The organism is Nocardioides sp., from assembly GCF_041913365.1.
GTDB lineage: Bacteria > Actinomycetota > Actinomycetes > Propionibacteriales > Nocardioidaceae > Nocardioides.
Window position 1 is genome coordinate 48,745 of sequence record NZ_JAYSFM010000008.1, and the last position, 25,648, is coordinate 74,392.

Sequence of the window (25,648 nt, forward strand, 5' to 3'; positions counted from 1 at the left end):
TCCCGATAGACTCCGCGACCATGTGTGGAATCGTCGGATATGTGGGTGCCAAGCCGGCCGAAGGCGTGGTGATCGAGGGCCTGCGACGGCTGGAGTACCGCGGCTACGACTCTGCGGGCATCGCCCTGATCGACGACGGCACGATCGTCAGCGACAAGCGCGCCGGCAAGCTCGCCAACCTCGAGAAGGCGATCGCCGACACGCCGCTGCCGCCCGTCACGACCGGCATCGGCCACACCCGCTGGGCCACCCACGGCGCCCCCACCGACCGCAACGCCCACCCGCACGTGGGCCGCGCCCGCCGGGTCGCGCTGGTCCACAACGGCATCATCGAGAACTTCGCCGAGCTCCGCGCCCGGCTGGAGTCGCAGGGCGTGGAGATGGCCTCCGACACCGACACCGAGGTCGCGGCGCACCTGCTCGAGGAGCAGCTCGAGACCGGCGTCGACCTGACGGTGGCCATGCAGAACGTCTGCCGCGGGCTCGAGGGCGCCTTCACCCTCGTCGCCGTCGACGCGCAGGACCCCGACCGTGTCGTCGCCGCGCGCCGCAACAGCCCGCTGGTCGTGGGCATCGGGGAGGGCGAGAACTTCCTCGGCTCCGACGTGGCCGCCTTCATCGAGCACACCCGCGAGGCGATGGAGCTCGACCAGGACCAGGTCGTCACCATCACCCGCGACGGGGTCAGCGTCTCCGGCTTCGACGGCACCCCGGCCGAGGGCACCCGCTACCACGTCGACTGGGACCTCTCGGCCGCCGAGAAGGACGGCCACGACTGGTTCATGCGCAAGGAGATCTTCGAGCAGCCGCGCGCGGTGGCCGACTCGCTGCTCGGCCGCCGCAGCACCGAGGGGCTCCTGCAGCTCGACGAGATGCGCCTGTCCGACCAGGACCTCCGCGACATCGACAAGATCATCATCATCGCGGCCGGCACGTCGTTCTACGCCGGTATGGTCGCCAAGTACGCCATCGAGCACTGGTGCCGCATCCCCGTCGAGGTCGAGCTCGCCAGCGAGTTCCGCTACCGCGACCCGATCCTCACCTCCTCCACGCTGGTCGTGGCGATCAGCCAGTCCGGCGAGACCGCCGACACCCTGCAGGCCATCCGCCACGCGCGCGTGCAGCGGTCCAAGGTGCTGGCCATCTGCAACACCAACGGCTCGACGATCCCGCGCGAGTCCGACGGCGTCATCTACACCCACGCCGGCCCGGAGATCGGCGTCGCCTCGACCAAGGGCTTCCTCACCCAGCTGGTCGCCTGCTACCTCCTCGCGCTCTACCTCGCCCAGGTCAAGGGCACCCGCTACGGCGACGAGATCGCCGAGGTGATGGACCAGCTCGACCACATGCCGGGCCACATCGAGACGGTGCTCGGCAAGGCGGAGGAGGTCTACGAGCTCGCCCGCGCCCACGTCGACAGCCGCTCGGTGCTCTTCCTCGGCCGCCACGCGGGCTACCCGGTCGCCCTCGAGGGAGCGCTCAAGCTCAAGGAGATCGCCTACCTCCACGCCGAGGGCTTCGCGGCCGGCGAGCTCAAGCACGGCCCGATCGCGCTGGTGGAGGAGGGCCTGCCGATCCTGTGCGTGGTGCCACCCCGCGGCCGCGACCAGCTGCACGACAAGATGCTCAGCGGCATCCAGGAGGTGCGGGCCCGCGGTGCCCGCACGCTCTGCCTGGCCGAGGAGGGCGACACCACCATCGAGCCCTACGCCGACGTGCTGTTCACGCTGCCCAAGGTCCCGGTGCTGCTCCAGCCGCTGGTCGCGGTGGTCCCGCTCCAGCTCTTCGCGTGCGAGCTCGCCTCGCAGCTCGGCCACGACGTGGACCAGCCGCGCAACCTCGCCAAGTCGGTCACGGTCGAGTAGTCCCACCCCAGGGAGAGGAGCCGGTCATGCCGGTCATCGGCGTCGGCATCGACGTGGTCGACATCGACCGCTTCGTGCAGGCCCTCGAGCGCACGCCGTCCCTGCGCGGGCGGCTGTTCACGGAGTCGGAGGCCGCCCGGCAGCCAGCCTCCCTCGCGGCCCGCTTCGCCGCCAAGGAGGCGATGGCCAAGGCCCTCGGCGCGCCGACCGGGATGGCGTGGCACGACGCCGAGATCGTCTCCGAGGAGACCGGCCGGCCGCGCTTCGAGATCCGCGGCACGGTGGCCGCCCGGGCCGAGGCGCTGGGGGTCGCGCACGTCCACGTCTCCCTCTCCCACGACGCGGGCATCGCCTCGGCTGTCGTCGTGCTGGAGGGCTGAGGCCACCGTGCTGCGCGCCCACACCGTCGAGCAGGTACGCCGTGCGGATCAGGCTGCGATGGCGACCGTGCCGGACGGCACGCTGATGCAGCGCGCGGCCGCGGGCCTGGCCGTGGCGGTGGTCGACCTGCTCGGTGGCGCCTACGGGCGGCGGGTGCTGCTGCTCGTCGGCGCGGGCGACAACGGCGGCGACGCCCTGTGGGCCGGTGCCCGGCTGGCTGCCAGGGGCGCCTGCGTGGAGGCGCTGCTGCTCTCCGAGCACGCCCGCGAGGACGGCCTGGCAGCCCTCCGCGCCGCCGGCGGACGGGCGACCCACGACCTCGCCGACCTCGCCGACCCCGACGTCGTCGTGGACGGCATCGTCGGCATCGGCGGCCGGCCGGGGCTGCGGCCCGACGCGGTGGCGGCGCTGGAGCGTTTCGCCGGCGTGCCCGTGGTGGCCGTCGACGTGCCGTCGGGCGTCGACGTGGACACCGGTGAGGTCGACGGGCCGCACGTTCAGGCCGACCTCACCGTCACCTTCGGCACCCACAAGGTCGCCCACCTCGTCGACCCCGCGTCCACTGCCTCGGGTGCCCTGCACCTCGTCGACATCGGCCTCGACCTGCCGGACGCGGCCGTCGAGGCGCTCCAGCCCGCCGACGTGCGCGCCCTGCTGCCGCGGCCCGGCCCGGCGGTCCAGAAGTACACCCGCGGCGTCGTCGGCGTACGTGCCGGCTCGGGCACCTACCCGGGCGCCGCGCTGCTCGCCGTCGCCGGCGCGGGCGCCGGCCTGGTCGGCATGGTGCGCTACGTCGGCCCGGAGGCCGTCGGCGACCGGGTGCGGGCCGCCCACCCCGAGGTCGTGGGGGAGGGCCGCGTGCAGGCGTGGGTCGTGGGACCCGGAGGTGGCGACGACGCCGCCGACATGCTCGCGGCCGCGCGTGCGGACGACGTACCCGTGGTGGTCGACGCCGACGCCCTGCGCCACGTGGAGGGGACCATGCCCGGGTGCGTGCTGACCCCGCACGCCGGCGAGCTGGCCGGCATGCTCGACGTGGCGCGCGGGGAGGTCGAGGCGCGGCCGCTGCAGCACGCCCGCGCCGCGGCCCGACGGTGGGGGTGCGTGGTGCTCCTCAAGGGCCACCACACGCTCGTCGCCGACCCCTCGGGCCGGGTCCGGGTGACGACCACGGGCGTTCCATGGCTGGCCACCGCCGGTGCGGGTGACGTGCTCGCCGGACTCATCGGCTCACTGCTGGCCGCCGGCCTCGAGCCCTTCGACGCCGCGTCGGTCGGGTCGTGGCTCCACGGCGCCGCCGCCACCGAGGCGGCTGACGGCGGGCCGCTCACCGCGAGCCGCGTGGCCGTCCAGATCCCCCGGGTCGTGCGCGAGACGCTGACCGGTTTGGGATGATCGGTCCCATGTCCGATCCCGCGCCGCATCGTGCCGAGATCGTCGTCGACGTCGCTGCCATCCGCCACAACGTGCGGATCCTCAAGGACCTGGTGTCCGTGGACGGGCCGGTCGGGCTGATGACGGTCGTCAAGGCCGACGGCTACGGCCACGGCATGGTCGAGGCGGCGGCCGCCGCCCGCGAGGGCGGTGCGGACTGGCTCGGTGTCGCCACCATCGACGAGGCCCTCGCGCTGCGCGCCGCCGGTGACCGCGGCCCGCTGCTGTGCTGGCTGAGCGCGCCGGGCGACGACTTCGCAGCCGCCGTCGCCGCAGGCGTCGAGGTCACCGCCTACACCGTGGACGAGCTCGACGAGGTCGCTGCGGTGGGCGGGGCGCGCGTCCAGCTCAAGGTCGACACCGGGCTCTCCCGCGGCGGTGCGGCCCGCGCGGACTGGGAGGCGCTGTTCGCCGCCGCGGCCGCCCACGAGGCCGGCGGGCGCGTGCGGGTGACCGGCATCTGGTCGCACTTCGCGGCCAGCGACGAGCCCGCCCACCCCGCCAACGACATGCAGGAGACGGCCTTCCGCGAGGCCCTGCGCCTCGCGGCGGAGGCCGGCCTGGACCCCGAGGTGACGCACCTCGCCAACTCGGCCGCGGCGGTCCTGCGGCCGTCGTCGCACTTCGACCTGGTGCGCTGCGGCATCGCGTCGTACGGCCTGGATCCCGCGCCCGGCGTGAGCCCGAGGCTCGGCCTCCGGCCGGCGATGACCGTCCGCGCGCGGCTGGTGATGAGCAAGGCCGTCCACGCCGGCGACGGCGTCTCCTACGGCCACACCTGGGTGGCCGACCGCGACACGACGGTCGGCGTCGTCCCCGCCGGCTACGGCGAGGGCGTCCCGCGGGCTGCCGGCAACACCGCGTCGGTCCGCGTCGGCGACGACCTGCGACCCATCCGCGGCCGGGTCTGCATGGACCAGTTCGTCGTCGAGCTCCACGGCGAGCTCCCGCCGCCGGGCACCGAGGTCGTCCTCTTCGGGCCGGGCGACGACGGCGAGCCCACCGCGCAGGACTGGGCCGAGGCGGTCGGCACCATCAACTACGAGATCGTCACCCGGATCGGTGGCCGCCTGGCCCGGCGGTACGTCGACAGCGAGGGCACGTCCGACGAGACGGAAGGGACCACCCGTTGAGCATCAAGGGCCGCATCTTCGGCTCCGTCGTGGGCGCAGCCGGCCTGGCTGCGGCCGCCGGCGCGGTCGGTATCGCCCGCCAGAACCGCATCATCGGCAACCGGGCCGCGGGCGAGCACGTCGCCTTCGGCGAGCTGCACAGCGCGCCGCGCGTGGTGGTGGCCGACGACGCGGTGGACCTGCACGTCGAGATCGACGAGCCCGCCGACTTCGGGGGCACGCCCTCGACCGACGACGACCTGACGGTCGTCTTCGTGCACGGCTACTCGCTGAACCTCGACTGCTGGCACTTCCAGCGCGCGGCCTACCGCGGCCAGGTCCGCACCGTCTTCTACGACCAGCGCAGCCACGGTCGCTCCGCCCGGTCCAGCGAGGACCACTGCACGATCGACCAGCTCGGCTCCGACCTGCGGCGCGTCATCGAGGACACCGTCCCGGGGCGCTGCGTCGTGGTCGGGCACTCGATGGGCGGCATGAGCGTCATCTCGCTCGCCGAGCAGCACCCGGAGCTGTTCGGCGACAAGGTCGTCGGTGCGGCACTGATCTCCACCACCGCCGGCGGGCTCGACCCGGGCCGCATCCTGTTCCCGATGCTGCCGCTCGGCCTCGGCGGCCGGTTCGTCGGCCGGGCCGTGCGCACCCTCGACATCGGCCACAAGGTCGTCGACCTCGCCCGCGGCTGGGGCCACGCGGTCGCCGACGTGTTCACGGACCGCTACGCCTTCGGCGACGACGTGCCCGCCAGCATGGTCGAGTTCGTCTACTCGATGCTCAACTCCACCCCGTTCGCCGTGGTCGCGGACTTCTACCCGGCCTTCGCGACGCTCGACAAGTTCGAGCATCTCGAGCCGCTCGGCCGCGTCCCCACCTCGGTCATCTGCGGCACCGAGGACAAGATCACCTCCGTCGGCCACAGCCGCAAGCTGCACAGCCGGATCACGGGCTCGAGCCTGCTGGAGTGCGAGGGCGCCGGGCACATGGTGCTGCTCGAGCGGCACAAGGACGTCACCGCGGAGCTCGACGACCTGCTCTCGCTCGCGCAGGGACGGGCCCCGCTGTGACCCTCGACGTACGCCGGGTCGGTCCCGAGGCGGCCGCCGAGGTGCTGGCCGTGGTGCAGGAGGCCTTCGGCGCCCGCCCGCCGCTCGACCCGCCGGCCGACGCGCTCGGTGAGGACGAGGCCTCCATGGCCCGTCTGCTGGCGGTCCGGGGCGGCCTGGTCGCCACCCTCGACGGCGTGCCCGTCGGCTGCGTCGTGCTGGACGTCCGCGACGACGTGATGGTGCTCCGGCGCTTCGGCGTGGTCCCGTCCGCGCAGGGCCGCGGGGTGGCGACGGCGCTGGTGGAGGCCGCTGTCGACGCCGCGGCCGGCCGGTCGGCGCTGGTCGTGGTCGCCCGCGAGGAGCTGCCGGGCACCGTCGCCTTCTGGGAGCGCCACGACTTCGTCGTCACCGGGCGCACGAGCCCCTACGTCGAGCTCGCGCTGTGGCTCGGGACGACCTTCGACGCCCCCGACGCCGAGACCATGCGTGCGCTGGGCGAGCGCCTGGGCACCAGCCTGGTCGCAGGCGACCTGGTCGTGCTGACCGGCGAGCTGGGGGCCGGCAAGACCACGTTCACCCAGGGGCTGGGGGAGGGCCTGCAGGTGCGGGGTGGGGTCACCTCGCCGACGTTCGTGATCGCCCGCGTCCACCCCTCGCTCGTCGGCGGACCCGACCTGGTGCACGTCGACGCCTACCGGCTCGGCGGCCTCGACGAGCTCGACGACCTCGACCTCGACACCTCGCTCGACTCCGCGGTCACCGTGGTCGAGTGGGGCGCCGGGCTGGCCGAGGGGCTGGCCGACGCGCGCCTCGAGGTCGTGATCGAGCGCACCGTCGGCCACGTGCCGGCCGACGACGACCTCGACCCCCGCCGCGTTTCCCTCCGCTGGATCGTCGGGAAGTAACCTCGTCGCCGTGCTCCTCGCCTTCGACACCGCCACGCCGCTGGTCAGCGTCGCCCTCCACGACGGCGACCGGGTCGTCGTCGAGCACTCCTCCGAACAGCCGATGAAGCACGGCGAGCACCTCGCGCCGCTGATCGCGCGGGCCTTGGAGGACGCCGGCATCGTCCGGCAGGACCTGACCGCGATCGCCGTCGGCGTCGGCCCCGGCCCGTTCACCGGCCTGCGCGTCGGGGTCGTGACCGCCCGGACCCTCGGCTTCGTGCTCGACATCCCGGTCTACGGCGTGTGCTCCCTCGACGCCGTCGCGCTCGAGGCCGTCGGCACCGGAGCCGCCAGTGGCAGCTTCCTGGTGGCGACCGACGCACGACGCAAGGAGGTCTACCTCGCGTCGTACGACGTCGACGGTGCGCGCCTCGAGGGCCCGGTCGTGACCCGGCCCGCCGACGTCGCCACGTCCGCCGAAGTGGCTGGCGCCGGACCCGGCCTCTACCCTGAGGCGTTCCCCCACGCGATCGCCCCCGACCGGCCCAGTGCCGGCTGGATGGCGCACGGCGTCAGCGCCGAGCTGGTGGAGCTGCTCGACCCCGAACCCCTCTACCTCCGGCGCCCCGACGCGGTCGCCGGCGCACCCAGGAAGCCCGTCTCGTGATCCGTCCCGCCACCCTCGCCGACCTCCCGGCCCTCACCGCTCTCGAGCAGGAGCTGTTCGGGATCGACGCGTGGAACGAGGAGCTGGTCCGCCAGGAGATCGAAGGCCCCGGCCGTCGCTTCCTGGTCGCCGAGGACCTGTCGGGCTACGCCGTGACGATGACCGCGGGCGACATCGTCGACCTGCTGCGCATCGCCGTACGCCCGGAGTCGCGGCGCACCGGCATCGCGTCCCGCCTGCTGGAGGAGGCCCTCGTCGACACCGAGGGGGCCTCGCGGATGCTGCTGGAGGTGAGCGTGCGCAACGCCGAGGCGCTCGGGTTCTACGTCGCCCGCCAGTTCAGCGTGATCGACGTCCGCCCGCACTACTACCGCGACGGCTCCGAGGCGCTGGTCATGTGCCGGTGGCTGCCGGGCGCCGCGCGCGCCGAGACCTCGACGGCCCATGACTGACGAGCCGCTCGTCCTCGGGATCGAGACCTCCTGCGACGAGACGGGGGTCGGCATCGTCCGTGGTCACACGCTGCTGGCCGACACGGTCGCCAGCAGCGTCGAGGAGCACGCCCGCTTCGGCGGCGTCGTGCCGGAGGTGGCCAGCCGCGCGCACCTCGAGGCCATGGTGCCCACCATCGAACGGGCCGCCGAGACCGCCGGGATCGCACTGAGCGACGTCGACGCGATCGCGGTCACCAGCGGTCCGGGGCTCGCCGGCGCGCTCCTCGTGGGCGTGGCCAGCGCGAAGGCGCTCGCCCTCGGCTTGGGCAAGCCGATCTACGGCGTCAACCACCTCGCCGCCCACGTCGCCGTCGACCAGCTCGAGCACGGCCCGCTGCCCGAGCCGTGCCTGGCGATGCTCGTCTCCGGCGGGCACTCCAGCCTCCTCGAGGTCACCGACGTGACCGTCGGCGTCGAGCCGATGGGCGCGACCATCGACGACGCGGCGGGGGAGGCCTTCGACAAGGTCGCCCGCCTCCTCGGGCTGCCGTTCCCCGGCGGCCCCCACATCGACAAGGCGGCCCGCAGCGGCAACAGCGTCGCGATCGACTTCCCCCGCGGCCTCACGAGTCGCCGCGACCTCGAGCGGCACCGCTTCGACTTCTCCTTCTCCGGGCTCAAGACGGCCGTCGCGCGGTGGGTGGAGGCCCAGCAGCGCGAGGGGGTCTCGATCGACGTCAACGACGTCGCCGCGTCCTTCCAGGAGGCGGTGTGCGACGTGCTCACCCGCAAGGCCGTCGACGCGGCGTCGAGCCGCGGCATCGAGGACATCCTGATCGGCGGCGGCGTGGCCGCGAACAGCCGGCTGCGGGCCATGGCCGAGGAGCGCGCCGCCGCGCAGGGCATCCGGGTCCGCGTCCCGCGGCCCGGCCTGTGCACCGACAACGGTGCCATGGTGGCCGCGCTGGGCGCCGAGCTGGTCGCGCGCGGACGTACGCCGTCGCTGCTCGACCTGCCGGCCGACTCCTCGCAGCCGATCACCACCGTCGTCGCCTAGCGCGGCGCGGCGGGCCGGTTCAGTCGAGGACGCCGGGGGCGACGTCGTCGTCGCCGAGCCAGTCCTGGTCGTAGACCAGGCTGTCGCGCTCCGCGGCCTGGTCGCGCTCACCCTTGCGTCCGCCGCGACCGCCGGCCGTGCCCTGACCGCCCGCGCGGGCACCGCTGGTGGCGCGGCTGCCGGAGCGGGACCCCGCGGTCGAGCCTGCGGAGCCGCCACGGGCACCGCTGGCGCCGCTGGCGCCGGCACGCCCGCCGGCGGAGCCGCGGCCTGCCGTGCTGCCGGCGGAGGCGCCACGCGCGGGAGCCGAGCCGGCGCTGCGGGACGCCGTGCTGCCGGTGGAGGCGGCGGTTCGGGAGAGCGAACCGGCGCTGCCGGCCCGACCGGTCGAGCCGATCGGCTTGACCGCGCTCGCGCCACGAGTGGGAGAGGTCGGCACGGCGCCCGGGCGTACGGCACCTGCGGCGAGGCCGCCCGCACCACCCGCGGCGCCGAACGCCGCCGCCGAGGTGGCGCCCGCAGATCCGCCCGCGCCGCTCGTGGTCGGCGCGGAGACCTGCGCGCCCGTCGGCTGGTAGGTGGTGCCGTTCTGCGAGGTGCCGGTCACCGTCGTGCTGGGGTGCTCGGTGTGCACGGTCGTCGTGGTGGTCGGCGTGGTCGTCGTGGTGGTGGTCGTCGTGGTCGTGGTGGTCGGCGTCGTGGTGGTGGTCGTCGTGTTGTTGTTGTTGTTCCCGCCGTCGCCGTCGTCGCCGCCGTCCCACTCGGCGACCTGGAAGTCGGTGCGCCCGCCGCCGTTGCCGCCACCACCGGTGGCCGGCGGCGCCTGGGTGCCGGGGAGGTAGGGGCCGCCGGGGCCGGAGGGGACGTTGGGCGGGGGCTCCGTCGGGTCCTTCTGGCCGTGGATCTCCTTCATCGGCGGGATCGCGGCGAGGAAGGCGGCGTCGAGCTCCTTGGTCATGGCCAGGGACTTGGCCTCCTGCTTGTCGTACTGGCCCTGCCACGCACTGCGCTCGTTGGCGCGGGCCTGGGAGGCGTCGGCCTGGGCCTGCAGCTCCTCCGGCGTGGGCTCGACGCCGGTGCCCGGTGGCGCTTGGTAGGGGGCGGGCTTGGTGCCGATGTCGGCGAGCGCGTCGCGCGAGTCGCGCGTGTCGGCGATCTGCTGGCCGACCTGGCGCAGCGCCTCGCCGGCCGCACGGAGCTGGTCGGCCTTGGCCGTCATCGAGGTCGACGACTCCTCCATGCCGGCGCGGAGCGCGGGGCCCGTGAGGGTCTGCTCACCGATGCGCAGCTCGGCCTGTCCGGCCGCCTTCATGAACGCGTCGGCGAGGGTCTGGAGGTCGTCGGCCTTCTTCTTCCAGTCCTGGCCGGCGTTCTTGACCACACCCTCGGTGGCGGTGTCGAGATAGGTGTCGAGACGGAGTCGGTTGGGTCCCTTGGTCACGGCTTCAGTCCTGGCTCTCGGTCGGCAGGGTGCAGGTGTTGCCCGGGTCGAACGTCGGGGCGGCGACGCACTGCGTGGACGCCTCGATCAGGTTCATCGTGGCCGTCGTCTGCTCGGTCGTGCGCTCGATGTCCTTGCCGAAGGCCTCGAACGAGCTAGCCATGCCCCGGATGCCCGCGGCCATCCTCTTCAGCTCCTCGGCGACCGCCTTGTGGGCCATCTCCACGTTGGTGCCGAGGCGGTAGCCGCCGGTGTAGGAGTCGCCGAACGACGTGCTGCTGACGGGCGTGACGGTGTCGGTCTCGATCCCGTCCGCGGCCAGGTCGAAGGACGACATCAGGGACGAGATCGTCTCCGCGTCGATGTTGAGCCCCACCATCGTCTGGGTGAGCAGTTCCCTGTCTTCGAGCGGCAGCATGCTCTGTCCTTTCCCCCGTGTCACAGAACTGAAACCCACTCTAGGCAGTTCATAGGGGAGCAGCAGCATCTTCGGCGCGACCGGCGCCGGATAGGGTCGGGACATGACTTCTCGGGGACCTCGTCATCGCGCGATCGCGTCGGGCCTGGGCATCGCCGCGCTCGTGCTGACCGCCGGGTGCCAGTCCGGCTCCGACGCCGCGAGCGACCCCACCTCCGCCGGCAGCAGCCCGACGGCGTCGGGCTCATCCGTCCCGGAGCCCGAGCCGACCGAGTCCGTCCCGACGTTCGCGGTCGCCGAGAAGAAGGTGATCAAGGTCCCGGGCGCGAGCATGCACCCGCTGGCGACCTACAAGCACCTCGTCGACTACGGCATCGTCCAGGGCTGGAACGACGGGCAGAGCGCCGTCACGTTCGCCCCGGAGGTCAACCGAGCGAAGTCCCTCGAGGCGATGGCGCGCAACTGGATCAAGCGCAACGGCGGCCCGAAGGTCCAGGTGCGCCAGGACGACGCGATCGCGGGCGGGAAGTACAGCGCGTGGCACGTCCTGGACACCACGTCGGACCCCGTCGAGCAGAAGCACACCTTCGGCATCCTCTTCCTCGACTCCGCCTGGCTGATCGAGATCACGATCTACGAGGAGGGCTTCCCGGAGCCGCTGACGGAGGAGGAGGCCGAGGGCGTGATCGCCAGCCTGCTGGCGACGTTCAAGACCGACCTGGACTGAGGCTCCTGCAGGACCGCTAGCTCGGCACTGCCACCGACAGGCCGGACACGCCGGCGCTGGGGATGTCGATGCGCTGCACCGTCCCGTCCAGGCCGAGTCGCATCATGGAGGCGTCCTCGCCGGCCCAGAACCGGACCACGAGCGCGTCGTCAATCTCCCAGGCGACCTGCGTCCAGAACCCGCCGACGGTCCGGCGCGGCAACGCGGCCTCGTAGGTGACGACCTCCTCGCCGGTGGCGGCGTCGAGCACGGTGAGGGTCGGCGAGCCGTTCCCGTCCGCCTCCGGGTCGAAGCCGACGACGTACTGCCCGCCGGGGCTGAACGGGCCGAGCGCGTGGTCGCACGTCTCCCACAGCGTGGTGCCCGTGTCGGCCACGCCCTGGACGACCGCGGAGCAGGTGCGGTCGTCGCCCACGAGGCCGGCCACGACACCGCCCACGGGCGACGCCGAGCGCCCGTCGATCGGCCCGGGCAGTGCCTCGGGAGAGTTCCCGCCGCCGACGAAGGTGGAGACGAGCCCACTGCCGTTGTTCTGGGTGGCGGCGACGTCGACGTCCGACACGAACCCGATCGGTGCGACCTCGTGGTCCTCCGGGCTCGGCGGGAACTCGAGGTAGTCCGAGACAGCGCCGCCCGCGGCGTCGCCCACCTTGACCCGCCACCGCGTGCCGTCGTACTCCGACCACGCGACGCGCGAGCCGTCGGGGCTCACCACGAGCCCCCCGGTCGGGACCGGCCCGTCCTCCACCTCGAGGTCGGACGTGAGGATCTCCAGGGTGTGCCAGGGCACTCCGGGCTCGTCGTTGACGGCGACGCCGATCCAGCCGTCGCCGTAGGGGGTCAGCTCGTCGTAGACCCTCGGCAGGTCGATCGTGCCGTCGGGCGTGATCAGGCTCGGGCCGTCGACGTCCATCAGTGGGACGGTGGTGCTGTCGGTCGTCGCGGCGCTGCGCGCGTCCACGACGACCGTGCCCGACGCGACCGTGGGCGCGGGCGGGCGGGTCGCGGGTGGCACCTCGCTGCGCTGGGCGGGGCCGGCCACCGAGAGGCCGACGGGGATCGCGATGGCGAGCGCGGCGGCCACGGCCGCTCCGGCCGCGGCGCGGCGGTGGAGCTGGATGCGGCCCGCGCGACGGCGTACGTCGGTCACGGTGAGGGGAGCGTGCTGCAGCGGGTCGACCCGGCGGTGCAGGGCGTCGTGGACCCGGTCCTCGAGGGGAGTGTTGTTCATCGTGCCTCGTCTCCGGACTCGTGGGGGTGGAGGGAGTGGGGGGCGCGGGCGCGCAGGCCCGCGAGGGCGCGGCTGGCCTGCGACTTGACCGTCCCGACCGAGATCCCGAGCACGTCGGCGGTCTCGGCCTCGCTGAGCTGCTCGTAGTAGCGCAGCACGATCACCGAGCGCTGCTTGGGCGGCAGGGTCTGGACGAACGACCAGAGCACGCCGCCCAGCCCGTCGTCGTACTCGTCGTGGACGCCGGTGTCGGGCATGGTGTCGGTGGAGTGCTCGCGGCGCTTCCACGCGCGGCGCCACAGCGAGTTGTGCTCGTTGACCATCACCCGGCGGACGTAGCCGTCGAGCGCGCCGTGGTCGCGCACCTTGTCCCAGGACAGGTAGAGCTTGGCGAAGGCGTTCTGCAGGAGGTCCTCGGCGCCGGCGTGGTCGCCGACGAGCAGGTACGCCGTCCGGTACAGGGCGGCCTGGCGCGCGGACATGTACGCGGAGAACTCCGCGTCCTTGCCGGCCCGGCGGTCCTGCGCGCCCATGTCGACGAGTGTCGTGCTCACCCTTCACCCCCGTTCGTCTTTCGTGTGGTGTGTTCGTGTCGAACTGCAGTGAGGACGCAATCGCCGGGGGTGGGGTTGCATCTGTTTGGTGGGGGTTGGAAGGCTCGCCCGGAGGGTTCGTCGGAACCCGTCGACTCAGGAGGCATCGATGCAGCAGGTCAAGGCCGTCGTCGCGCTCGCCAAGGGCGAGCCGGTGCAGCTCACCACCATCAACGTCCCGGACCCCGGGCCGGGCGAGGCGGTCGTGAAGGTGCAGGCCTGCGGGGTCTGCCACACCGACCTGCACTACCGCGAGGGCGGCATCAACGACGACTTCCCCTTCCTGCTCGGCCACGAGGCCGCCGGTGTCGTGGAGGCCGTCGGGCCGGACGTCACCGGCCTCGAGCCGGGCGACTTCGTCGTGCTGAACTGGCGCGCGGTGTGCGGTGACTGCCGGGCGTGCAACCGCGGGGAGCCGTGGTACTGCTTCGCGACCTTCAACGCCACGCAGAAGATGACGCTGGCCGAGGGTGACCTGGCCGGCACCGAGCTGTCGCCGGCGCTGGGCATCGGCGCCTTCGCGGAGAAGACCCTTGTCGCCGCAGGCCAGTGCACGAAGGTCGACCCGTCCGCCCGGGCTGCCGCGGTGGGGCTGCTCGGTTGCGGCGTGATGGCCGGGCTCGGTGCTGCCATCAACACCGGCAGCGTGGGTCGCGGCTCGACCGTCGCCGTCATCGGGTGCGGCGGCGTGGGCGCTGCCGCGATCGCGGGTGCCGCGCTGGCCGGCGCCGCGAAGATCATCGCGGTCGACATCGACGACCGGAAGCTCGAGGCCGCTCGCAAGCTCGGTGCCACGCACACGGTGAACTCGAAGGAGGTCGACGCGGTCGAGGCGATCCGGTCGCTGACGCCGCCCCCGGACGGCACGGGCCACGAGGGTGGTGCCGATGTCGTGATCGACGCGGTCGGACGGCCGGAGACATGGAAGCAGGCCTTCTACGCGCGCGACCTGGCCGGCACGGTCGTGCTGGTCGGCGTGCCCACGCCCGACATGAAGGTGCCGGACATCCCGCTCATCGACGTCTTCGGACGCGGCGGCTCGCTGAAGTCGTCCTGGTACGGCGACTGCCTGCCGTCGCGCGACTTCCCGATGCTCGTCGACCTGTACCAGCAGGGCCGGCTCGACCTCGACGCGTTCGTGACCGAGGAGATCGGCATCGAGGACGTCGAGGCGGCCTTCGAGAAGATGCACGGAGGCCCTGACTCGGAGACGGTGCTCCGCTCGGTGGTGGTCCTGTGAGCGTGCGCGTCGACCACGCCGTCGTCTCGGGCACCTTCAGCCTGGACGGTGAGACCTACGACGTCGACAACAACGTGTGGGTGATCGGCGACGACGAGCAGTGCCTGGTCATCGACGCGCCCCACGACGTCGACGCGATCCTGGAGGTGGTCGGGGATCGGGCCGTGAAGGCGATCGTCTGCACGCACGCCCATGACGACCACGTGCGCGTCGCTCCCGCGCTGCGGGTCGCCACCGGGGCGCCGATCCTGCTGCACCCGGACGACCGGCCGCTGTGGGAGCTCACGCACGGTGGCGACGAGGAGGGGGCCGAGCTCTGGGACGTCGACCTCACCGACGGGCAGTCCCTCACCATCGGTGGTGCCGCGGTGACGGTGATCCACACTCCGGGCCACGCGCCGGGGGCGGTGTGCCTCTACGTCCACGACCTCGGTTGCGTCTTCACCGGCGACACCCTCTTCGAGGGCGGCCCGGGCGCGACCGGGAGGTCCTACAGCGACGCCGACCTCATCAAGGAGTCGATCCGGTCGCGGCTCTTCGACCTTCCGGACGAGACGGTCGTGCACACCGGGCACGGCCCGGACACCACGATCGGGGCCGAGCGGGCCAACGTCTGACAGGCCGTTCTCAGGCGGACATGGTGCCGGGCGGGAGCGGAGCGGTCCGCCGCAGCCGCTCCTCCCGCACCTCGTCGAGGTGGACGGCCTCCGCGACCAGCTGGTGACGCGCCGGGTGGTCGACCGGCGTCCCGCGCACCTCGCGGAAGACCTGCTTCCAGAACGGATGGTGGTAGCGCACCGCGGGGATCCCCCACCTCCTGGACCGTGCCCGCCATCGCATCCCGTCAGCCGTCATCATGGCGTCACGGGGCTCCCACCAGCCGGCGACCTCGAGGTCGACGTGTGCCGGGTAGCGCCGTAGGGCCCGGTCGCGAGCGCCGTCGTCCCGCATCGGCTCGACCAGCTTGCCGGACTCCTCGTGGTGCAGGCCGATGCGGACCTTGGCCAACCGGAGCATCTCCACCAGCACCGCCGTGCGCGGACTCGTACGACGCGTCTCCCACCGGGCCACCTGCGACTGCGAGATCCCCAGGAGCCCCGCCAGCCCGCGCTGCGAGACGTCGAGGATCCGCCGGATGCGGCGCACCAGCCCGGGGATCTCCCCGTCGAACGGGCCCATCAGGTAGTACTCCAGCTCCGCCTCGGTCCAGTCCTTCCTCTCCTGTGGATCGACGTCGGTCTGCGTGATGGTCTGCGTGAACGTCATGCCCTGCTCCCGTCGTGGTCTCGATGTCGTACGTCGATCCCACCCACCACCACCGACAACGGGCAGCGTTCTTCCACAGCCCCGCGGATCCACACCTGCCGGCCGCGCCGCCGCATCCCGTCCCCTCCACCACTGGCACCTGAGTCGCCCAGCGACTCACCTGCCAGTGGGGGCCGGTTGCGGTGGCCTGAACGTCGTCTGGGGACCTGAGTCGCCCAGCGACTCAGGTGCCAGTGCGGCGGTGGGGCCCGGGAAAACGGCGGGCGGGACGGGTAGCGCGGGGCTACGGTCGGGGGATGAGCAGCGAGCCGTTCGTGCCGGAGGACTTCGTGGCGCCGCGGGAGCTGGTGACCGACCGGTTCCGGCTGGAGCCGCTCGGGCCGCAGCACAACGACTCCGACCTCGCCGCGTGGTCGTCGAGCATCGAGCACGTCCGGAGCACGAAGGGCTTCCCCGACGGGAGCTGGCCGCCGGTGGAGGGGATGTCGTCGGAGCGCAACCTGGCCGACCTGATCCGGCACGCGGCCGACTTCGAGGCCGGGAAGGGCTTCACCTTCACCGTGCTCGACCCCGGGAGCGCGGAGGTCATCGGGTGCGTGTACCTCTACCCGACGGACGCACGCGACCACGACGTCGACGTGCAGTCGTGGGTCACCGCGAGCCGCGCTGAGCTCGACGAGCCGCTCGCCGACGCGGTCGCCGACTGGCTGGCGACCGACTGGCCGTGGCAGCGCCCGGACCGGCACGGACGGTGAGACGAGGGCTGAGCAGCGCGTGCCACCATGACCGGATGCGGACGAGGTGGGCGGCAGGCGGGGCTGGCCGGGGTGTCGCCCTGGCGGCGACCCTGGCACTGGTCGCCACGCTCACCGCCTGCGACGGGGGAGGGGACGAGGGCGGCGACGAGCCGTCCGCTGGCAAGGCCGCAGCGAGCGCCACCCCGACCGTCCCGCCCACGCCGTCGGAGCAGCTCGGGCTGACCGAGGGCTGGGGCCCCGACCGGGCCGAGCTCGACGCGGCGACCCGGGCTGTGCAGAAGTTGCGGCTCCCACAGCTCGCCGGGCAGGTCATCGTCGCGGAGTGGACCGGCACGGCGGCGCCGGTCGCCATGGTTCGCGACCTCCACCTCGGCGGGGTCATCGCCTTCGACTCCAACATCGACTCCGCCCGGCAGATCCAGGCCGTCAACACCCGGCTGACCCGCCGGGTCGGGCGGAAGTGGCCGCTGTTCCTCGGTGTCGACCAGGAGGGCGGCGTGGTCGAGCGGCTCCGGGGCGCTGCGACCCGGTTCCCGACCTTCATGAGTGCGGGCGCGGCCGGAGACGTGGCGCTCACGCAGCAGGCCTACGCCGCGAGCGGTGCCGAGCTGCGGGGGCTCGGCTTCACCGTCGACTTCGCACCCGACGCCGACGTCACCTCCGGCCCGGGCGACCCCACGATCGGCTCGCGGGCGGCGTCGTCGTACCCGAGCACCGTGGCCGAGCACGTCGTCGCCGCCGCAACCGGGTTCGCCACGTCGGGGGTGCTCCCGGTGGTGAAGCACTTCCCCGGCCACGGTTCGGTCCCGGCGGACAGCCACCTCACGCTGCCGGTGCAGACCAAGTCGCGCAAGGAGCTCGAGGCGACCGACCTCGTCCCGTTCCGCAGCGCCATCGATGCGGGGCTGCCCGCAGTGATGGTGGGGCACCTCGACGTCCGCGCCGTCGACCCGCGGGTCCCGTCGTCGCTCTCGCGCAAGGTGGTCACGGGGCTGCTGCGCCAGGACCTGGGCTTCGGCGGCCTGGTCGTCACCGACGCCCTCGACATGGCTGGCGTGACCCGGGGTCGCGACACCGGACGTACGGCGGTGCAGGCGCTGCGCGCCGGGTCCGACGTCCTGCTGATGCCCCCGTCGCCGGCGCTCGCCCGCTCGGCCATCGTCCGCGCGGTGCGGACCGGCTCGCTGCCGCGTCGGCGGCTCGAGCAGGCCGCGGCCCGGCAGGTCGCCCTGCTCACGCACCTCGCGGGCGGCACGGGCGCGCAGGTCGGCTCGGCCCGGGGAGCGTCGCGCAGCCTCTCGGCGGCCGCGGTGACCGTGGTCGTGGGGCAGTGCTCCGGCCGGCTCGTCGGCGACCAGGTCCACGCCTACGGCGACCCCGGGGCGGTGTCGGTCTTCGCCGCCGCGGCCGGACGGGCGGGGCTCGGGGTCCTGCTGCGCAAGGCCACGCCGGCCCGGCTCGCCCGCGAGGTGCCGAAGCCGGACCGCCGCAAGGGCGAGAAGCGGAAGGCGTACAAGAAGCGCAAGCGGGCGTGGAAGAAGGCGGAGGCCCGACGCGAGGAGCGGCTCGCCGCGTGGCTCGCGCGCGAGGACGCCCGCCTCGCCGCGGGGACGGCCGTCGGGTTCACCGGCTTCCACGACGCCCCGGTCGACGGGGACGTCGCCGTCGCCACCGACAGCCCGTGGGTCCTCGGTCGGGTCGAGGCGCCCACCCGCATCGCGGCCTACGGCGACACCCCGGCCGCGATGGACGTCCTCGTCGAGGTGCTGCTGGGCCGGGCCCCCGCCCCCGGACGCCTGCCCGTGAAGGTCGCCGGCCTCGAGCGGAGCGGCTGCCCGTCCGGTCAGTAGGCCTCGGCGGTCAGCTCGACGCGGTCGAAGCGTCGCGCGGCCAGGTCCTCCGGCCGGATCCAGAACTGCAGCACGCCCTCGGCGAGGTGGTGGCCGACGGAGGGGTCGTCGGCGACCTCGAGGAGCAGCAGCCACTCGTCCACCCGCTCACTGGCCTCGACCTGGGGGCACGATGGCGGGGCGAGCATGCGCTGCTGCAGGTGCGCGTAGCGGCGCCCGTCGTACATGCTGGCGAGGGAGTGGCGCCTGCCGGCAAGTCGGAGCGCCTCGGGCGGCAGGACGGACATCGGGTCGGGGTGCAGGGCCAGGGTGGCGTCGACCGCGTCCGCAGCGGCACCACGCAACGTGGTCAGCCCCACGAGCCGGTCCTGCGTCAGGGCGTCCCACGCCTCGTCGGCGTCCGCCGCGCCGACCGGCTCGTCCGGTGCGTGCTCGCGCGCGCGTGCCGTCCACGCCGCCACGTCCTGGTGCATCCGTGCGTACGCCTCGTCGCTGGCGCCGGAGCGGCGACCGGCCTGCTCGAGCGCGCGAGCCAGGTGGCCGAAGCTGATGAGGACCGCGCGCCAGTCGTGCGGGAACGCGGCGAACGGACGGTGCGGACCGCCATGGTCGGTGGGGCCGGGCGTCGGGGCCTCAGCCACCGCGCCCGGGATGGTGTTAAGCGCCGCCTCGACGTCGAGCCGCCCCGGCCAGATCCGGGGATCCTCGACCTCGTCAGGCGCGGCCGGAGACGCCGCCAGCACGGGGGTGAAGGTCCACCGGGGCAGCAGACGGGGCCAGTCCGCGTCGTCCTGGGCCCAGGTCCAGACGGCACGGGAGTCGTAGGCCGGGGGCAGCGTCGTCGGCGGCACGGACGGAGCCGCACCGCTGACGTCATCGGCGGTGTAGAGGCAGCGCCACCGCCAGTCGTGGCCCCACGACATCTCCGCGAACACGAACAGCGTCCCCCGGTCGGGGAAGAGGCCGAGCCGTCCCGCTTCGGGGACCTCGTCGCACGCGACCTGGACGAGGAAGGACAGCGCGCGCTCGGTGCCGGTCCGGTCGGTGTACGACGGCCACGCGAGGCCGGCGGGGAGCGTCGGCCGGCCGCCCCAGTAGCTGCGTCCGTCGCGACGCGGCGGCACGTGGCGCTGGAGCAGGACCGCCTGTCCGCCCACGGCGTCGAGCGCGAACCTCGTAGCCGCGGGAGGAGCCGGCGGGGCACCGGCCGTCCCGGTCAGGGGTGCCGCCGTCTCGATGTCGGAGCGTGCCAGCGACGCCGCTGCGCGCCCCTGTCCGGCGAACCGACGCAGCGCGACCGCGAGAGCCGCGAACCCTGCCGCCGTGACGGCGAACTGGAGGAGGTCGGTGCCCATGGGGTCATCCTGAGGGACACGGCCGCCCGCCGTGGTCAGAACGGCTCGACGAGCAGCGCCGTGCCCTGGCCCGCGGCCCGCGTCAGCACGAGCGTGGCCTCGTTGTCGCCCCTGAGGGCGAGCCGCTTGCGCAGCTCTTCGGGCACCACCTGCACGCCGCGCTTCTTGATGGTGAGCCGGCCGATGCCGCGCTCGTGGAGCGCGGCCTTGAGCTGCTTCTCCCGGTAGGGGAGGTGCTCGACCACGCGGTAGCTGCGTGCGAAGGGCGTGCGGAACGACGCGTCGCTGGTGACGTAGGCGATGTGCGGGTCGACCAGCCCGCCGTCGACCCCGGCCGCGACGGCGGTGACCAGGCCGGCCCGGATCACGGCGCCGTCGGGCTCGTAGAGGAACGCCCCCACGGCGCGGACGTCGGCGCCGGGCTCACCGGGCGACGGGGCGTCCTCCTCGGTCAGCGTGGCCAGCCCGCGCTCGCCGATGACCGTGGCGCGCCGGTCGGTGGTGGACAGGTCGGGCGACCAGAGCACGGCCTCCTTGACCTCGCCGCCGTCGCTGACCCACTCGGCCTCGACGCCCGCGGGCACCAGGTCGTGGCCGATGCCGGGGGCCACCTTCACGAGGGAGCGGCGCGACAGCAGGTCGAGCACCCACGGCCACGGCGGGGTCCAGCCCTCGACGTCGAAGACCCGCCCCCGGCCGCCGCGGCGGGCCGGGTCGGCGAAGGCGGCGTCGAAGCCCGAGGGGTCGACGGTGGTGGCGTCGCCCGCCTGGACGGCGCCAGGCAGGGCGAGAGCGGTCAGGTTGGCCTGCGCCATGGCGGCCCGCACGGGGTCCCGCTCGATCCCCGCCGCGATCAGGCCGGCGCGGGCGAAGGCGATCAGGTCGCCACCGATCCCGCAGCCGAGGTCGATCACGCTGCCGCCGGGGACCGCGGCCGCCAGTCGCGCTGCGCGGTGCTCGGCGACGCGCGTCCGGGTGGCCTGCTCGAGCGCGTCCGGGGTGAAGAACATCAGCCGGGCGGCCTCGCCGAGCTTCGCCACCCCCTTCTCCCGCAGCTGCGCCTGGGTCGTCGCGGCGGCCGCCTTCTCGGCGTCGGGCTCGAGACGACGTACGACGCTCGCGACCCGCACCGGGTCGCCGGGGTGGTCGGCCCAGGCCTGCGCGGCGTGGACCAGCAGGCGCCCACCGTCGGTCGTCTGCAGCCACTCCAGCGTCTCGATCTCCACCCCCGCATCCTGTCAGGCGGTCGGGCGTGGGCTGTGCTAGCACTCGGTTGGGGAGAGTGCTAGCGTCTGTTCTGGCACTCTCACCCCGAGAGCGCCAACGCTCGTGAGCCTGGCACGACCCCCGCGACGGCGTGCCGCCCCGGATCGCGAGCCCACGTCCCTGAAGTATCTCTGCAGAGAAAGTGGAGGTTGATCCGAAGTGTCGGTCAACATCAAGCCCCTCGAGGACCGCATCGTCGTCCAGACGCTCGAAGCCGAGCAGACCACCGCCTCCGGCCTGGTCATCCCGGACACCGCCAAGGAGAAGCCCCAGGAGGGCGAGGTCGTGGCGATCGGTCCCGGTCGCGTCGACGACAACGGCAACCGCGTCCCGATCGACGTCGCGGTGGGTGACAAGGTCATCTACAGCAAGTACGGCGGCACCGAGGTCAAGTACGCCGGCCAGGAGTACCTCATCCTGAGCGCGCGCGACGTCCTCGCGGTCGTTTCCTGATCCCCTTCGCCCGGATCGTCATGGTCTGGGGTCGCTCGCGCGACCGCCGGCCATGACGTCCGGGCGAAACCCGTTCACCCGTTCCTAGGAGCACACCCAGATGCCCAAGATCCTGGAGTTCGACGAGAACGCCCGCCGCGCCCTCGAGCGTGGCGTCGACGCCCTCGCCAACGCCGTCAAGGTGACGCTCGGCCCCAAGGGTCGCTACGTCGTCCTCGACAAGAAGTGGGGCGCCCCCACGATCACCAACGACGGTGTGACCGTCGCCCGCGAGGTCGAGCTCGACGACCCGTTCGAGAACCTCGGTGCCCAGCTCACCAAGGAGGTGGCCACCAAGACCAACGACATCGCTGGTGACGGCACCACCACCGCCACGGTGCTGGCCCAGGCCATGGTCCACGAGGGCCTGCGTGCCGTCGCGGCCGGCGCCAACCCGATGGGCCTCAAGCGCGGCATGGACGCGGCGGCCGAGGCTGTCGGCGACGCGCTGCGCGAGGCCGCCCGCGAGGTCGAGTCCCGTGAGGACATGGCCTCCGTGGCCACGATCTCCAGCCGCGACAGCCACATCGGCGACCTGCTCGCCGAGGCCTTCGACAAGGTCGGCAAGGACGGCGTGATCACGGTCGAGGAGTCCAACACCATGGGCACCGAGCTGGAGTTCACCGAGGGCATGCAGTTCGACAAGGGCTACATCTCGGCGTACTTCGTCACCGACCCGGAGTCGATGGAGGCCGTCCTCGACGACGCCTACATCCTGCTCCACCAGGGCAAGATCTCCTCGATCCAGGAGCTGCTCCCGGTGCTGGAGAAGGTCATCGCCACCGGCAAGCCGCTCTTCATCCTCGCCGAGGACGTCGAGGGCGAGGCGCTCTCGACCCTGGTGGTCAACAAGATCCGCGGCACGTTCAACGTCGCCGCGGTGAAGAGCCCCGCCTTCGGTGACCGCCGCAAGGCGATGATGCAGGACATCGCGACCCTGACCGGTGGTCAGGTCGTCGCTCCCGAGGTCGGCCTCAAGCTCGACCAGGTGGGCCTCGAGGTCCTCGGCCAGGCGCGCCGCGTCGTCATCACCAAGGACACGACGACCATCGTCGAGGGCGCGGGCGACGCCACCGCCGTCGAGGGCCGCGTCAACCAGATCAAGGCCGAGATCGAGAACACCGACTCCGACTGGGACCGCGAGAAGCTCCAGGAGCGCCTCGCCAAGCTGGCCGGCGGCGTGTGCGTGATCAAGGTCGGCGCCGCCACCGAGGTGGAGCTGAAGGAGAAGAAGCACCGCATCGAGGACGCCGTCTCCGCGACGCGCGCCGCGATCGAGGAGGGCATCGTGGCCGGTGGCGGCTCCGCGCTCATCCACGCCGTGTCGGTGCTCGACGACAACCTCGGCCTCACCGGCGACGAGGCCGCGGGCGTCCGCGTGGTCCGCAAGGCCGCCGACGAGCCGCTGCGCTGGATCGCCGAGAACGGCGGCGAGAACGGCTACGTCGTGACCGCCAAGGTCCGAGAGCTCGGTGTCGGCAGCGGCTACAACGCCGCGACCGGCGAGTACGGCGACCTGGTGGCCCAGGGCGTCCTCGACCCGGTCAAGGTCACCCGCTCGGCGCTGGTCAACGCGACCTCCATCGCGGCCATGCTGCTCACGACCGAGACCCTGGTCGTGGACAAGCCCGAGGAGGAGGAGCCCGCGGCCGCCGGCCACGGGCACGGCCACGGCCACTGATCCACGGCTGAGGCACACCGCCTGAGACGCACCGCAGGCCCGGCAGAGGAGCTCCTCTGCCGGGCCTGCGGCGTTCTCGAGGTCGTGGTCGCGTCCCGGCGCTCCGCCTAGGGTCGGGGCGATGGACGAGGTCGTGTGGCAGGACGAGTTCGACGGCCCGGAGGGTTCCCCGCCGGACCCGTCCGTGTGGGGCCACGAGCTCGGCGCCGGGGGCTGGGGCAACGACGAGCTGCAGACCTACACCGACTCCCGGGCCAACTCGGCCCTCGACGGTCGCGGCAATCTGGTCCTCACCGCGCGCCGCGAGCCCGACGGCGGATTCACCTCCGCGCGCCTGGTGACCAGCGGCAGGCTCGAGGTGGGGCACGGGCGCGTCGAGGCGCGGATCCAGGTGCCCCACGGCCGGGGCATCTGGCCGGCGTTCTGGATGCTCGGCGGCGACCTCCCCGTCGTGCCGTGGCCGGGCTGCGGCGAGATCGACGTCATGGAGGTCATCGGCCACGAGCCCCACGTCGTGCACGGGACGGTGCACGGCCCGGGCTACGCCGGCGCGTCCGGCATCACCGCGAGCCATGCCCACCCGGGCGGCTCGCTGGCGGAGGGGTTCCACGACTACTCCGTCGACTGGGGCCCGGACCGGATCACCTGGTCCGTCGACGGCACCGCCTACCACCAGGTGACCCGCGACGGCATCGGCGCCGACCGCTGGGTCTTCGACAAGCCGTTCTTCCTCCTGCTCAACCTCGCCGTCGGTGGTGGCTGGCCGGGCCCGCCCGACGACTCGACCGTCTTCCCGCAGCAGATGAGGGTCGCCCACGTCCGGGCGTACGCCGCCGGGTGACCTCAGCGGCCCCAGATCGTCCGGTAGGGGGTGCGGCAGTCGACGTCGATGTGCACCGGGTCCACGGTGTTGAGGTGGTAGATCCGGTAGCGGTCGCACGCGGTGACGACGAACTCGTACTTGCTGATCAGCGAGCGCTCGATCGGCCGGGTGCCGAGCTCGCTCCAGGTGTTGATGTAGGTCGCCTCCACGAACCAGGTCGGCGGGTTGGTGCCGGTGAGCACCGCACGGAGGTCGTCGAGGCCGGGGTCGAGCGTCCGCATCGGGAGCGACCAGAGGTGGGGGTACGGCGAGTCCGCCCGGCTGGACCACTGGATGTCGGCCCGCCCGCCGTAGACCAGCACCCGGTCGCCCGGCCGGGCGGCGGCCGCGATGGCCTCGCCGGTGCGCACCTCGACGGGCACCCGGCCGACGCCCCAGGCCGCGGTCCACGAGACAAGGGACACCACGCTCGAGGCCACCACCAGGACCACGACGGGGGCCGACAGCCGGTAGCGCGAGAGCCGGAGGTGGTCGTGGGCGACGAGCGCGGAGAGGGCGAGCGCGAGCGGCGGGATCAGGACGAAGAGGTAGGGCAGCCAGAAGCTCCCGCTCAGGGCGACCCCGAGGAGGTCGATCCCGACCATCGCGAGGACCGCGACCACGGGCACGGCGTCGTGGCGCACGAGCGTCGGCACGCGGACCAGGAAGCAGACGAGCAGGAGCAGCATCCCGACACCGACGAAGACCGTCACCAGGAGCCCGATCCGGCTCTGGGCTCCCTCCGCGCTCTGCGACGCGATGACACGGCTGGCGTCGGAGCGGAAGGACACCGAGGCGTACCAGAGCGTGTGCAGCCGCGACCCGGAGGCAAGGGTCCACGCCACCACCACCCCCACCGGTAGGACGGCGCCGGCGGCCGCCGCGAGCGCGAATGTCCCGGCCGTGCGCCAGGGGAGCTGCCGGGCGGCGGCGGACCCGACCAGCAGGACCGCCCCGAAGACGATCCCGCCGAAGATGCTCTGCTTGAAGCCCAGCGCGAGGACGGCCAGGCAGCCCGCCCAGAACGCGTCGGCGGTCGTGAGTCGTCGTACGGAACGGAGCGCCAGCCAGCACGACGCCAGCACCAGCGGGATGCCGAAGAGCTCGCCCTTCGCGGCGACCGGGTCGATCTGGGCGTTGCCCACGAGCGCGGCGGTCCCGACGGCGACCCAGGCCGCCAGCCGCCGGAGCGCGACCCGGTCCACGATCCCGGCCCGCAGGCCCATCTCGCGCGCCGCGGCCGCGGCGGCGAGGACCAGCAGGGAGCACGCGACCGCCCCGACGACCCGGTGGGTGTAGGCGCCGCCGACCGTGTCGGTGGCCTGCATCAGCCAGATGATGGGAGGTGGCCGGTCGACCCAGTAGCGGCCGTAGAGCGAGTCGGGCTCGGGGTGCAGGTTCCGTGCGACCAGCAGGAAGCCGGCCTCGTCGGGCCGCAGCGGCCACAGCAGGCCGGGGAAGCGGGCGACGAAGGCGGCCAGCGCGGCCAGCCACACCGCGCGCCCCCACCTCACCGTCGGCTCCCCGCCACGTCCGCCCCCATGCCGAACACCCTCTCAGAGCACCG

Annotated in this window: 25 protein-coding genes; 17 read left to right on the forward strand and 8 right to left on the reverse strand. The window is 73.3% G+C overall.

What is annotated here, in order from left to right; translation table 11 throughout:
- Positions 1-20: 20 nt before the first annotated feature.
- From glmS to tsaD, 9 genes are read left to right on the forward strand one after another with little or no spacing between them, the layout of a single operon-like run.
- A complete protein-coding gene (gene glmS, locus ACE3QY_RS16880) occupies positions 21-1,865 on the forward strand; it encodes a glutamine--fructose-6-phosphate transaminase (isomerizing) (protein ID WP_374457205.1) in 1,845 nt (614 codons plus the stop codon).
- 26 nt (positions 1,866-1,891) lie between these two features.
- The gene (locus tag ACE3QY_RS16885) at positions 1,892-2,245 is read left to right on the forward strand and encodes a holo-ACP synthase (protein ID WP_374457206.1); all 354 of its coding nucleotides are present in this window, start codon (positions 1,892-1,894) and stop codon (positions 2,243-2,245) included.
- Positions 2,246-2,303: 58 nt separating this feature from the next.
- Positions 2,304-3,641, forward strand: coding sequence for an NAD(P)H-hydrate dehydratase (locus ACE3QY_RS16890; protein ID WP_374457207.1), 1,338 nt, complete (start codon positions 2,304-2,306; stop codon positions 3,639-3,641).
- An 8-nt stretch (positions 3,642-3,649) separates the two neighbouring features.
- Positions 3,650-4,813 (forward strand): alanine racemase, encoded by a 1,164-nt coding sequence (alr, locus tag ACE3QY_RS16895; protein ID WP_374457208.1) that lies wholly within the window; start codon positions 3,650-3,652, stop codon positions 4,811-4,813.
- Entirely contained in the window at positions 4,810-5,874 is a 1,065-nt protein-coding gene (locus ACE3QY_RS16900; protein WP_374457209.1) for an alpha/beta fold hydrolase, read from the forward strand. The genes alr and ACE3QY_RS16900 overlap by 4 nt, the downstream gene beginning before the upstream one ends.
- Positions 5,871-6,761 (forward strand): tRNA (adenosine(37)-N6)-threonylcarbamoyltransferase complex ATPase subunit type 1 TsaE, encoded by an 891-nt coding sequence (gene tsaE / locus ACE3QY_RS16905; protein WP_374457210.1) that lies wholly within the window; start codon positions 5,871-5,873, stop codon positions 6,759-6,761. Before ACE3QY_RS16900 ends, tsaE begins: the two co-directional genes overlap by 4 nt.
- A 10-nt stretch (positions 6,762-6,771) precedes the next feature.
- Positions 6,772-7,410, forward strand: coding sequence for a tRNA (adenosine(37)-N6)-threonylcarbamoyltransferase complex dimerization subunit type 1 TsaB (gene tsaB, locus ACE3QY_RS16910; RefSeq protein ID WP_374457211.1), 639 nt, complete (start codon positions 6,772-6,774; stop codon positions 7,408-7,410).
- Positions 7,407-7,862 carry a GNAT family N-acetyltransferase gene (locus ACE3QY_RS16915; protein WP_374457212.1) on the forward strand — a complete coding sequence of 152 codons (456 nt, stop codon included), beginning with the start codon at positions 7,407-7,409 and terminating at the stop codon, positions 7,860-7,862. Before tsaB ends, ACE3QY_RS16915 begins: the two co-directional genes overlap by 4 nt.
- Positions 7,855-8,901 (forward strand): tRNA (adenosine(37)-N6)-threonylcarbamoyltransferase complex transferase subunit TsaD, encoded by a 1,047-nt coding sequence (tsaD, locus tag ACE3QY_RS16920; RefSeq protein ID WP_374457213.1) that lies wholly within the window; start codon positions 7,855-7,857, stop codon positions 8,899-8,901. The genes ACE3QY_RS16915 and tsaD overlap by 8 nt, the downstream gene beginning before the upstream one ends.
- A 19-nt stretch (positions 8,902-8,920) precedes the next feature.
- On the opposite strand, the gene ACE3QY_RS16925 is transcribed toward tsaD, so the two are convergent.
- Positions 8,921-10,342, reverse strand: a complete 1,422-nt coding sequence (locus tag ACE3QY_RS16925) for a hypothetical protein (protein ID WP_374457214.1) — start codon at positions 10,340-10,342, stop codon at positions 8,921-8,923.
- 4 nt (positions 10,343-10,346) lie between these two features.
- Positions 10,347-10,760 (reverse strand): hypothetical protein, encoded by a 414-nt coding sequence (locus ACE3QY_RS16930; RefSeq protein WP_374457215.1) that lies wholly within the window; start codon positions 10,758-10,760, stop codon positions 10,347-10,349.
- 103 nt (positions 10,761-10,863) lie between these two features.
- Between ACE3QY_RS16930 and ACE3QY_RS16935 the strand changes: the two genes are divergently transcribed.
- Complete coding sequence (locus ACE3QY_RS16935; protein WP_374457216.1) at positions 10,864-11,487, forward strand: hypothetical protein; 624 nt, start codon at positions 10,864-10,866, stop codon at positions 11,485-11,487.
- 16 nt (positions 11,488-11,503) lie between these two features.
- On the opposite strand, the gene ACE3QY_RS16940 is transcribed toward ACE3QY_RS16935, so the two are convergent.
- Both ACE3QY_RS16940 and ACE3QY_RS16945 read right to left on the reverse strand, forming a co-directional pair.
- The gene (locus ACE3QY_RS16940; protein WP_374457217.1) at positions 11,504-12,718 is read right to left on the reverse strand and encodes a hypothetical protein; all 1,215 of its coding nucleotides are present in this window, start codon (positions 12,716-12,718) and stop codon (positions 11,504-11,506) included.
- Positions 12,715-13,272: a SigE family RNA polymerase sigma factor gene (locus tag ACE3QY_RS16945; protein WP_374457218.1), complete on the reverse strand. Its 558-nt coding sequence runs from the start codon at positions 13,270-13,272 to the stop codon at positions 12,715-12,717. The genes ACE3QY_RS16940 and ACE3QY_RS16945 overlap by 4 nt, the downstream gene beginning before the upstream one ends.
- 148 nt (positions 13,273-13,420) lie before the next feature.
- Between ACE3QY_RS16945 and ACE3QY_RS16950 the strand changes: the two genes are divergently transcribed.
- Together ACE3QY_RS16950 and ACE3QY_RS16955 are read left to right on the forward strand one after the other, a co-directional pair.
- Entirely contained in the window at positions 13,421-14,551 is a 1,131-nt protein-coding gene (locus ACE3QY_RS16950) for an S-(hydroxymethyl)mycothiol dehydrogenase (protein WP_374457219.1), read from the forward strand.
- Positions 14,548-15,168 carry an MBL fold metallo-hydrolase gene (locus ACE3QY_RS16955; protein ID WP_374457220.1) on the forward strand — a complete coding sequence of 207 codons (621 nt, stop codon included), beginning with the start codon at positions 14,548-14,550 and terminating at the stop codon, positions 15,166-15,168. Before ACE3QY_RS16950 ends, ACE3QY_RS16955 begins: the two co-directional genes overlap by 4 nt.
- Before the next feature lie 10 nt (positions 15,169-15,178).
- Here the strand turns inward: ACE3QY_RS16955 and ACE3QY_RS16960 are convergent, their stop codons facing one another.
- The gene (locus tag ACE3QY_RS16960) at positions 15,179-15,817 is read right to left on the reverse strand and encodes a helix-turn-helix domain-containing protein (protein WP_374457221.1); all 639 of its coding nucleotides are present in this window, start codon (positions 15,815-15,817) and stop codon (positions 15,179-15,181) included.
- 296 nt (positions 15,818-16,113) lie between these two features.
- Between ACE3QY_RS16960 and ACE3QY_RS16965 the strand changes: the two genes are divergently transcribed.
- Entirely contained in the window at positions 16,114-16,572 is a 459-nt protein-coding gene (locus tag ACE3QY_RS16965; RefSeq protein WP_374457222.1) for a GNAT family N-acetyltransferase, read from the forward strand.
- Positions 16,573-16,607: 35 nt separating this feature from the next.
- Positions 16,608-18,425, forward strand: coding sequence for a glycoside hydrolase family 3 protein (locus ACE3QY_RS16970; protein ID WP_374457223.1), 1,818 nt, complete (start codon positions 16,608-16,610; stop codon positions 18,423-18,425).
- Here the strand turns inward: ACE3QY_RS16970 and ACE3QY_RS16975 are convergent.
- Positions 18,419-19,780, reverse strand: coding sequence for a DUF1963 domain-containing protein (locus ACE3QY_RS16975; RefSeq protein ID WP_374457224.1), 1,362 nt, complete (start codon positions 19,778-19,780; stop codon positions 18,419-18,421). The two genes, ACE3QY_RS16970 and ACE3QY_RS16975, sit on opposite strands and share 7 nt — an antisense overlap.
- A gap of 35 nt (positions 19,781-19,815) precedes the next feature.
- Complete coding sequence (locus ACE3QY_RS16980; RefSeq protein ID WP_374457225.1) at positions 19,816-21,006, reverse strand: SAM-dependent methyltransferase; 1,191 nt, start codon at positions 21,004-21,006, stop codon at positions 19,816-19,818.
- Positions 21,007-21,205: 199 nt separating this feature from the next.
- Here ACE3QY_RS16980 and groES point away from each other — a divergent pair, with 199 nt between their 5' ends.
- From groES to ACE3QY_RS16995, 3 genes are all read left to right on the forward strand, one after another.
- Positions 21,206-21,499: a co-chaperone GroES gene (gene groES, locus ACE3QY_RS16985; protein ID WP_056906676.1), complete on the forward strand. Its 294-nt coding sequence runs from the start codon at positions 21,206-21,208 to the stop codon at positions 21,497-21,499.
- A gap of 100 nt (positions 21,500-21,599) precedes the next feature.
- Positions 21,600-23,219 (forward strand): chaperonin GroEL, encoded by a 1,620-nt coding sequence (gene groL / locus ACE3QY_RS16990; RefSeq protein ID WP_374457226.1) that lies wholly within the window; start codon positions 21,600-21,602, stop codon positions 23,217-23,219.
- Positions 23,220-23,340: 121 nt separating this feature from the next.
- Entirely contained in the window at positions 23,341-24,060 is a 720-nt protein-coding gene (locus ACE3QY_RS16995) for a family 16 glycosylhydrolase (protein ID WP_374457227.1), read from the forward strand.
- Positions 24,061-24,062: 2 nt separating this feature from the next.
- Here the strand turns inward: ACE3QY_RS16995 and ACE3QY_RS17000 are convergent, their stop codons facing one another.
- The gene (locus tag ACE3QY_RS17000) at positions 24,063-25,595 is read right to left on the reverse strand and encodes a hypothetical protein (RefSeq protein ID WP_374457228.1); all 1,533 of its coding nucleotides are present in this window, start codon (positions 25,593-25,595) and stop codon (positions 24,063-24,065) included.
- Positions 25,596-25,648 lie beyond the last annotated feature (53 nt).

Coding starts and splice junctions, on each gene's coding strand:
- glmS (WP_374457205.1), top strand. CDS start 21: ATGTGTGGAATCGTCGGATATGTGGGTGCCAAGCCGGCCGAAGGCGTG.
- ACE3QY_RS16885 (WP_374457206.1), top strand. CDS start 1,892: ATGCCGGTCATCGGCGTCGGCATCGACGTGGTCGACATCGACCGCTTC.
- ACE3QY_RS16890 (WP_374457207.1), top strand. CDS start 2,304: ATGGCGACCGTGCCGGACGGCACGCTGATGCAGCGCGCGGCCGCGGGC.
- alr (WP_374457208.1), top strand. CDS start 3,650: ATGTCCGATCCCGCGCCGCATCGTGCCGAGATCGTCGTCGACGTCGCT.
- tsaD (WP_374457213.1), top strand. CDS start 7,855: ATGACTGACGAGCCGCTCGTCCTCGGGATCGAGACCTCCTGCGACGAG.
- ACE3QY_RS16930 (WP_374457215.1), bottom strand. CDS start 10,760: ATGCTGCCGCTCGAAGACAGGGAACTGCTCACCCAGACGATGGTGGGG.
- ACE3QY_RS16935 (WP_374457216.1), top strand. CDS start 10,864: ATGACTTCTCGGGGACCTCGTCATCGCGCGATCGCGTCGGGCCTGGGC.
- ACE3QY_RS16940 (WP_374457217.1), bottom strand. CDS start 12,718: ATGAACAACACTCCCCTCGAGGACCGGGTCCACGACGCCCTGCACCGC.
- ACE3QY_RS16950 (WP_374457219.1), top strand. CDS start 13,421: ATGCAGCAGGTCAAGGCCGTCGTCGCGCTCGCCAAGGGCGAGCCGGTG.
- ACE3QY_RS16960 (WP_374457221.1), bottom strand. CDS start 15,817: ATGACGTTCACGCAGACCATCACGCAGACCGACGTCGATCCACAGGAG.
- ACE3QY_RS16965 (WP_374457222.1), top strand. CDS start 16,114: ATGAGCAGCGAGCCGTTCGTGCCGGAGGACTTCGTGGCGCCGCGGGAG.
- ACE3QY_RS16970 (WP_374457223.1), top strand. CDS start 16,608: ATGCGGACGAGGTGGGCGGCAGGCGGGGCTGGCCGGGGTGTCGCCCTG.
- ACE3QY_RS16975 (WP_374457224.1), bottom strand. CDS start 19,780: ATGGGCACCGACCTCCTCCAGTTCGCCGTCACGGCGGCAGGGTTCGCG.
- groL (WP_374457226.1), top strand. CDS start 21,600: ATGCCCAAGATCCTGGAGTTCGACGAGAACGCCCGCCGCGCCCTCGAG.
- ACE3QY_RS16995 (WP_374457227.1), top strand. CDS start 23,341: ATGGACGAGGTCGTGTGGCAGGACGAGTTCGACGGCCCGGAGGGTTCC.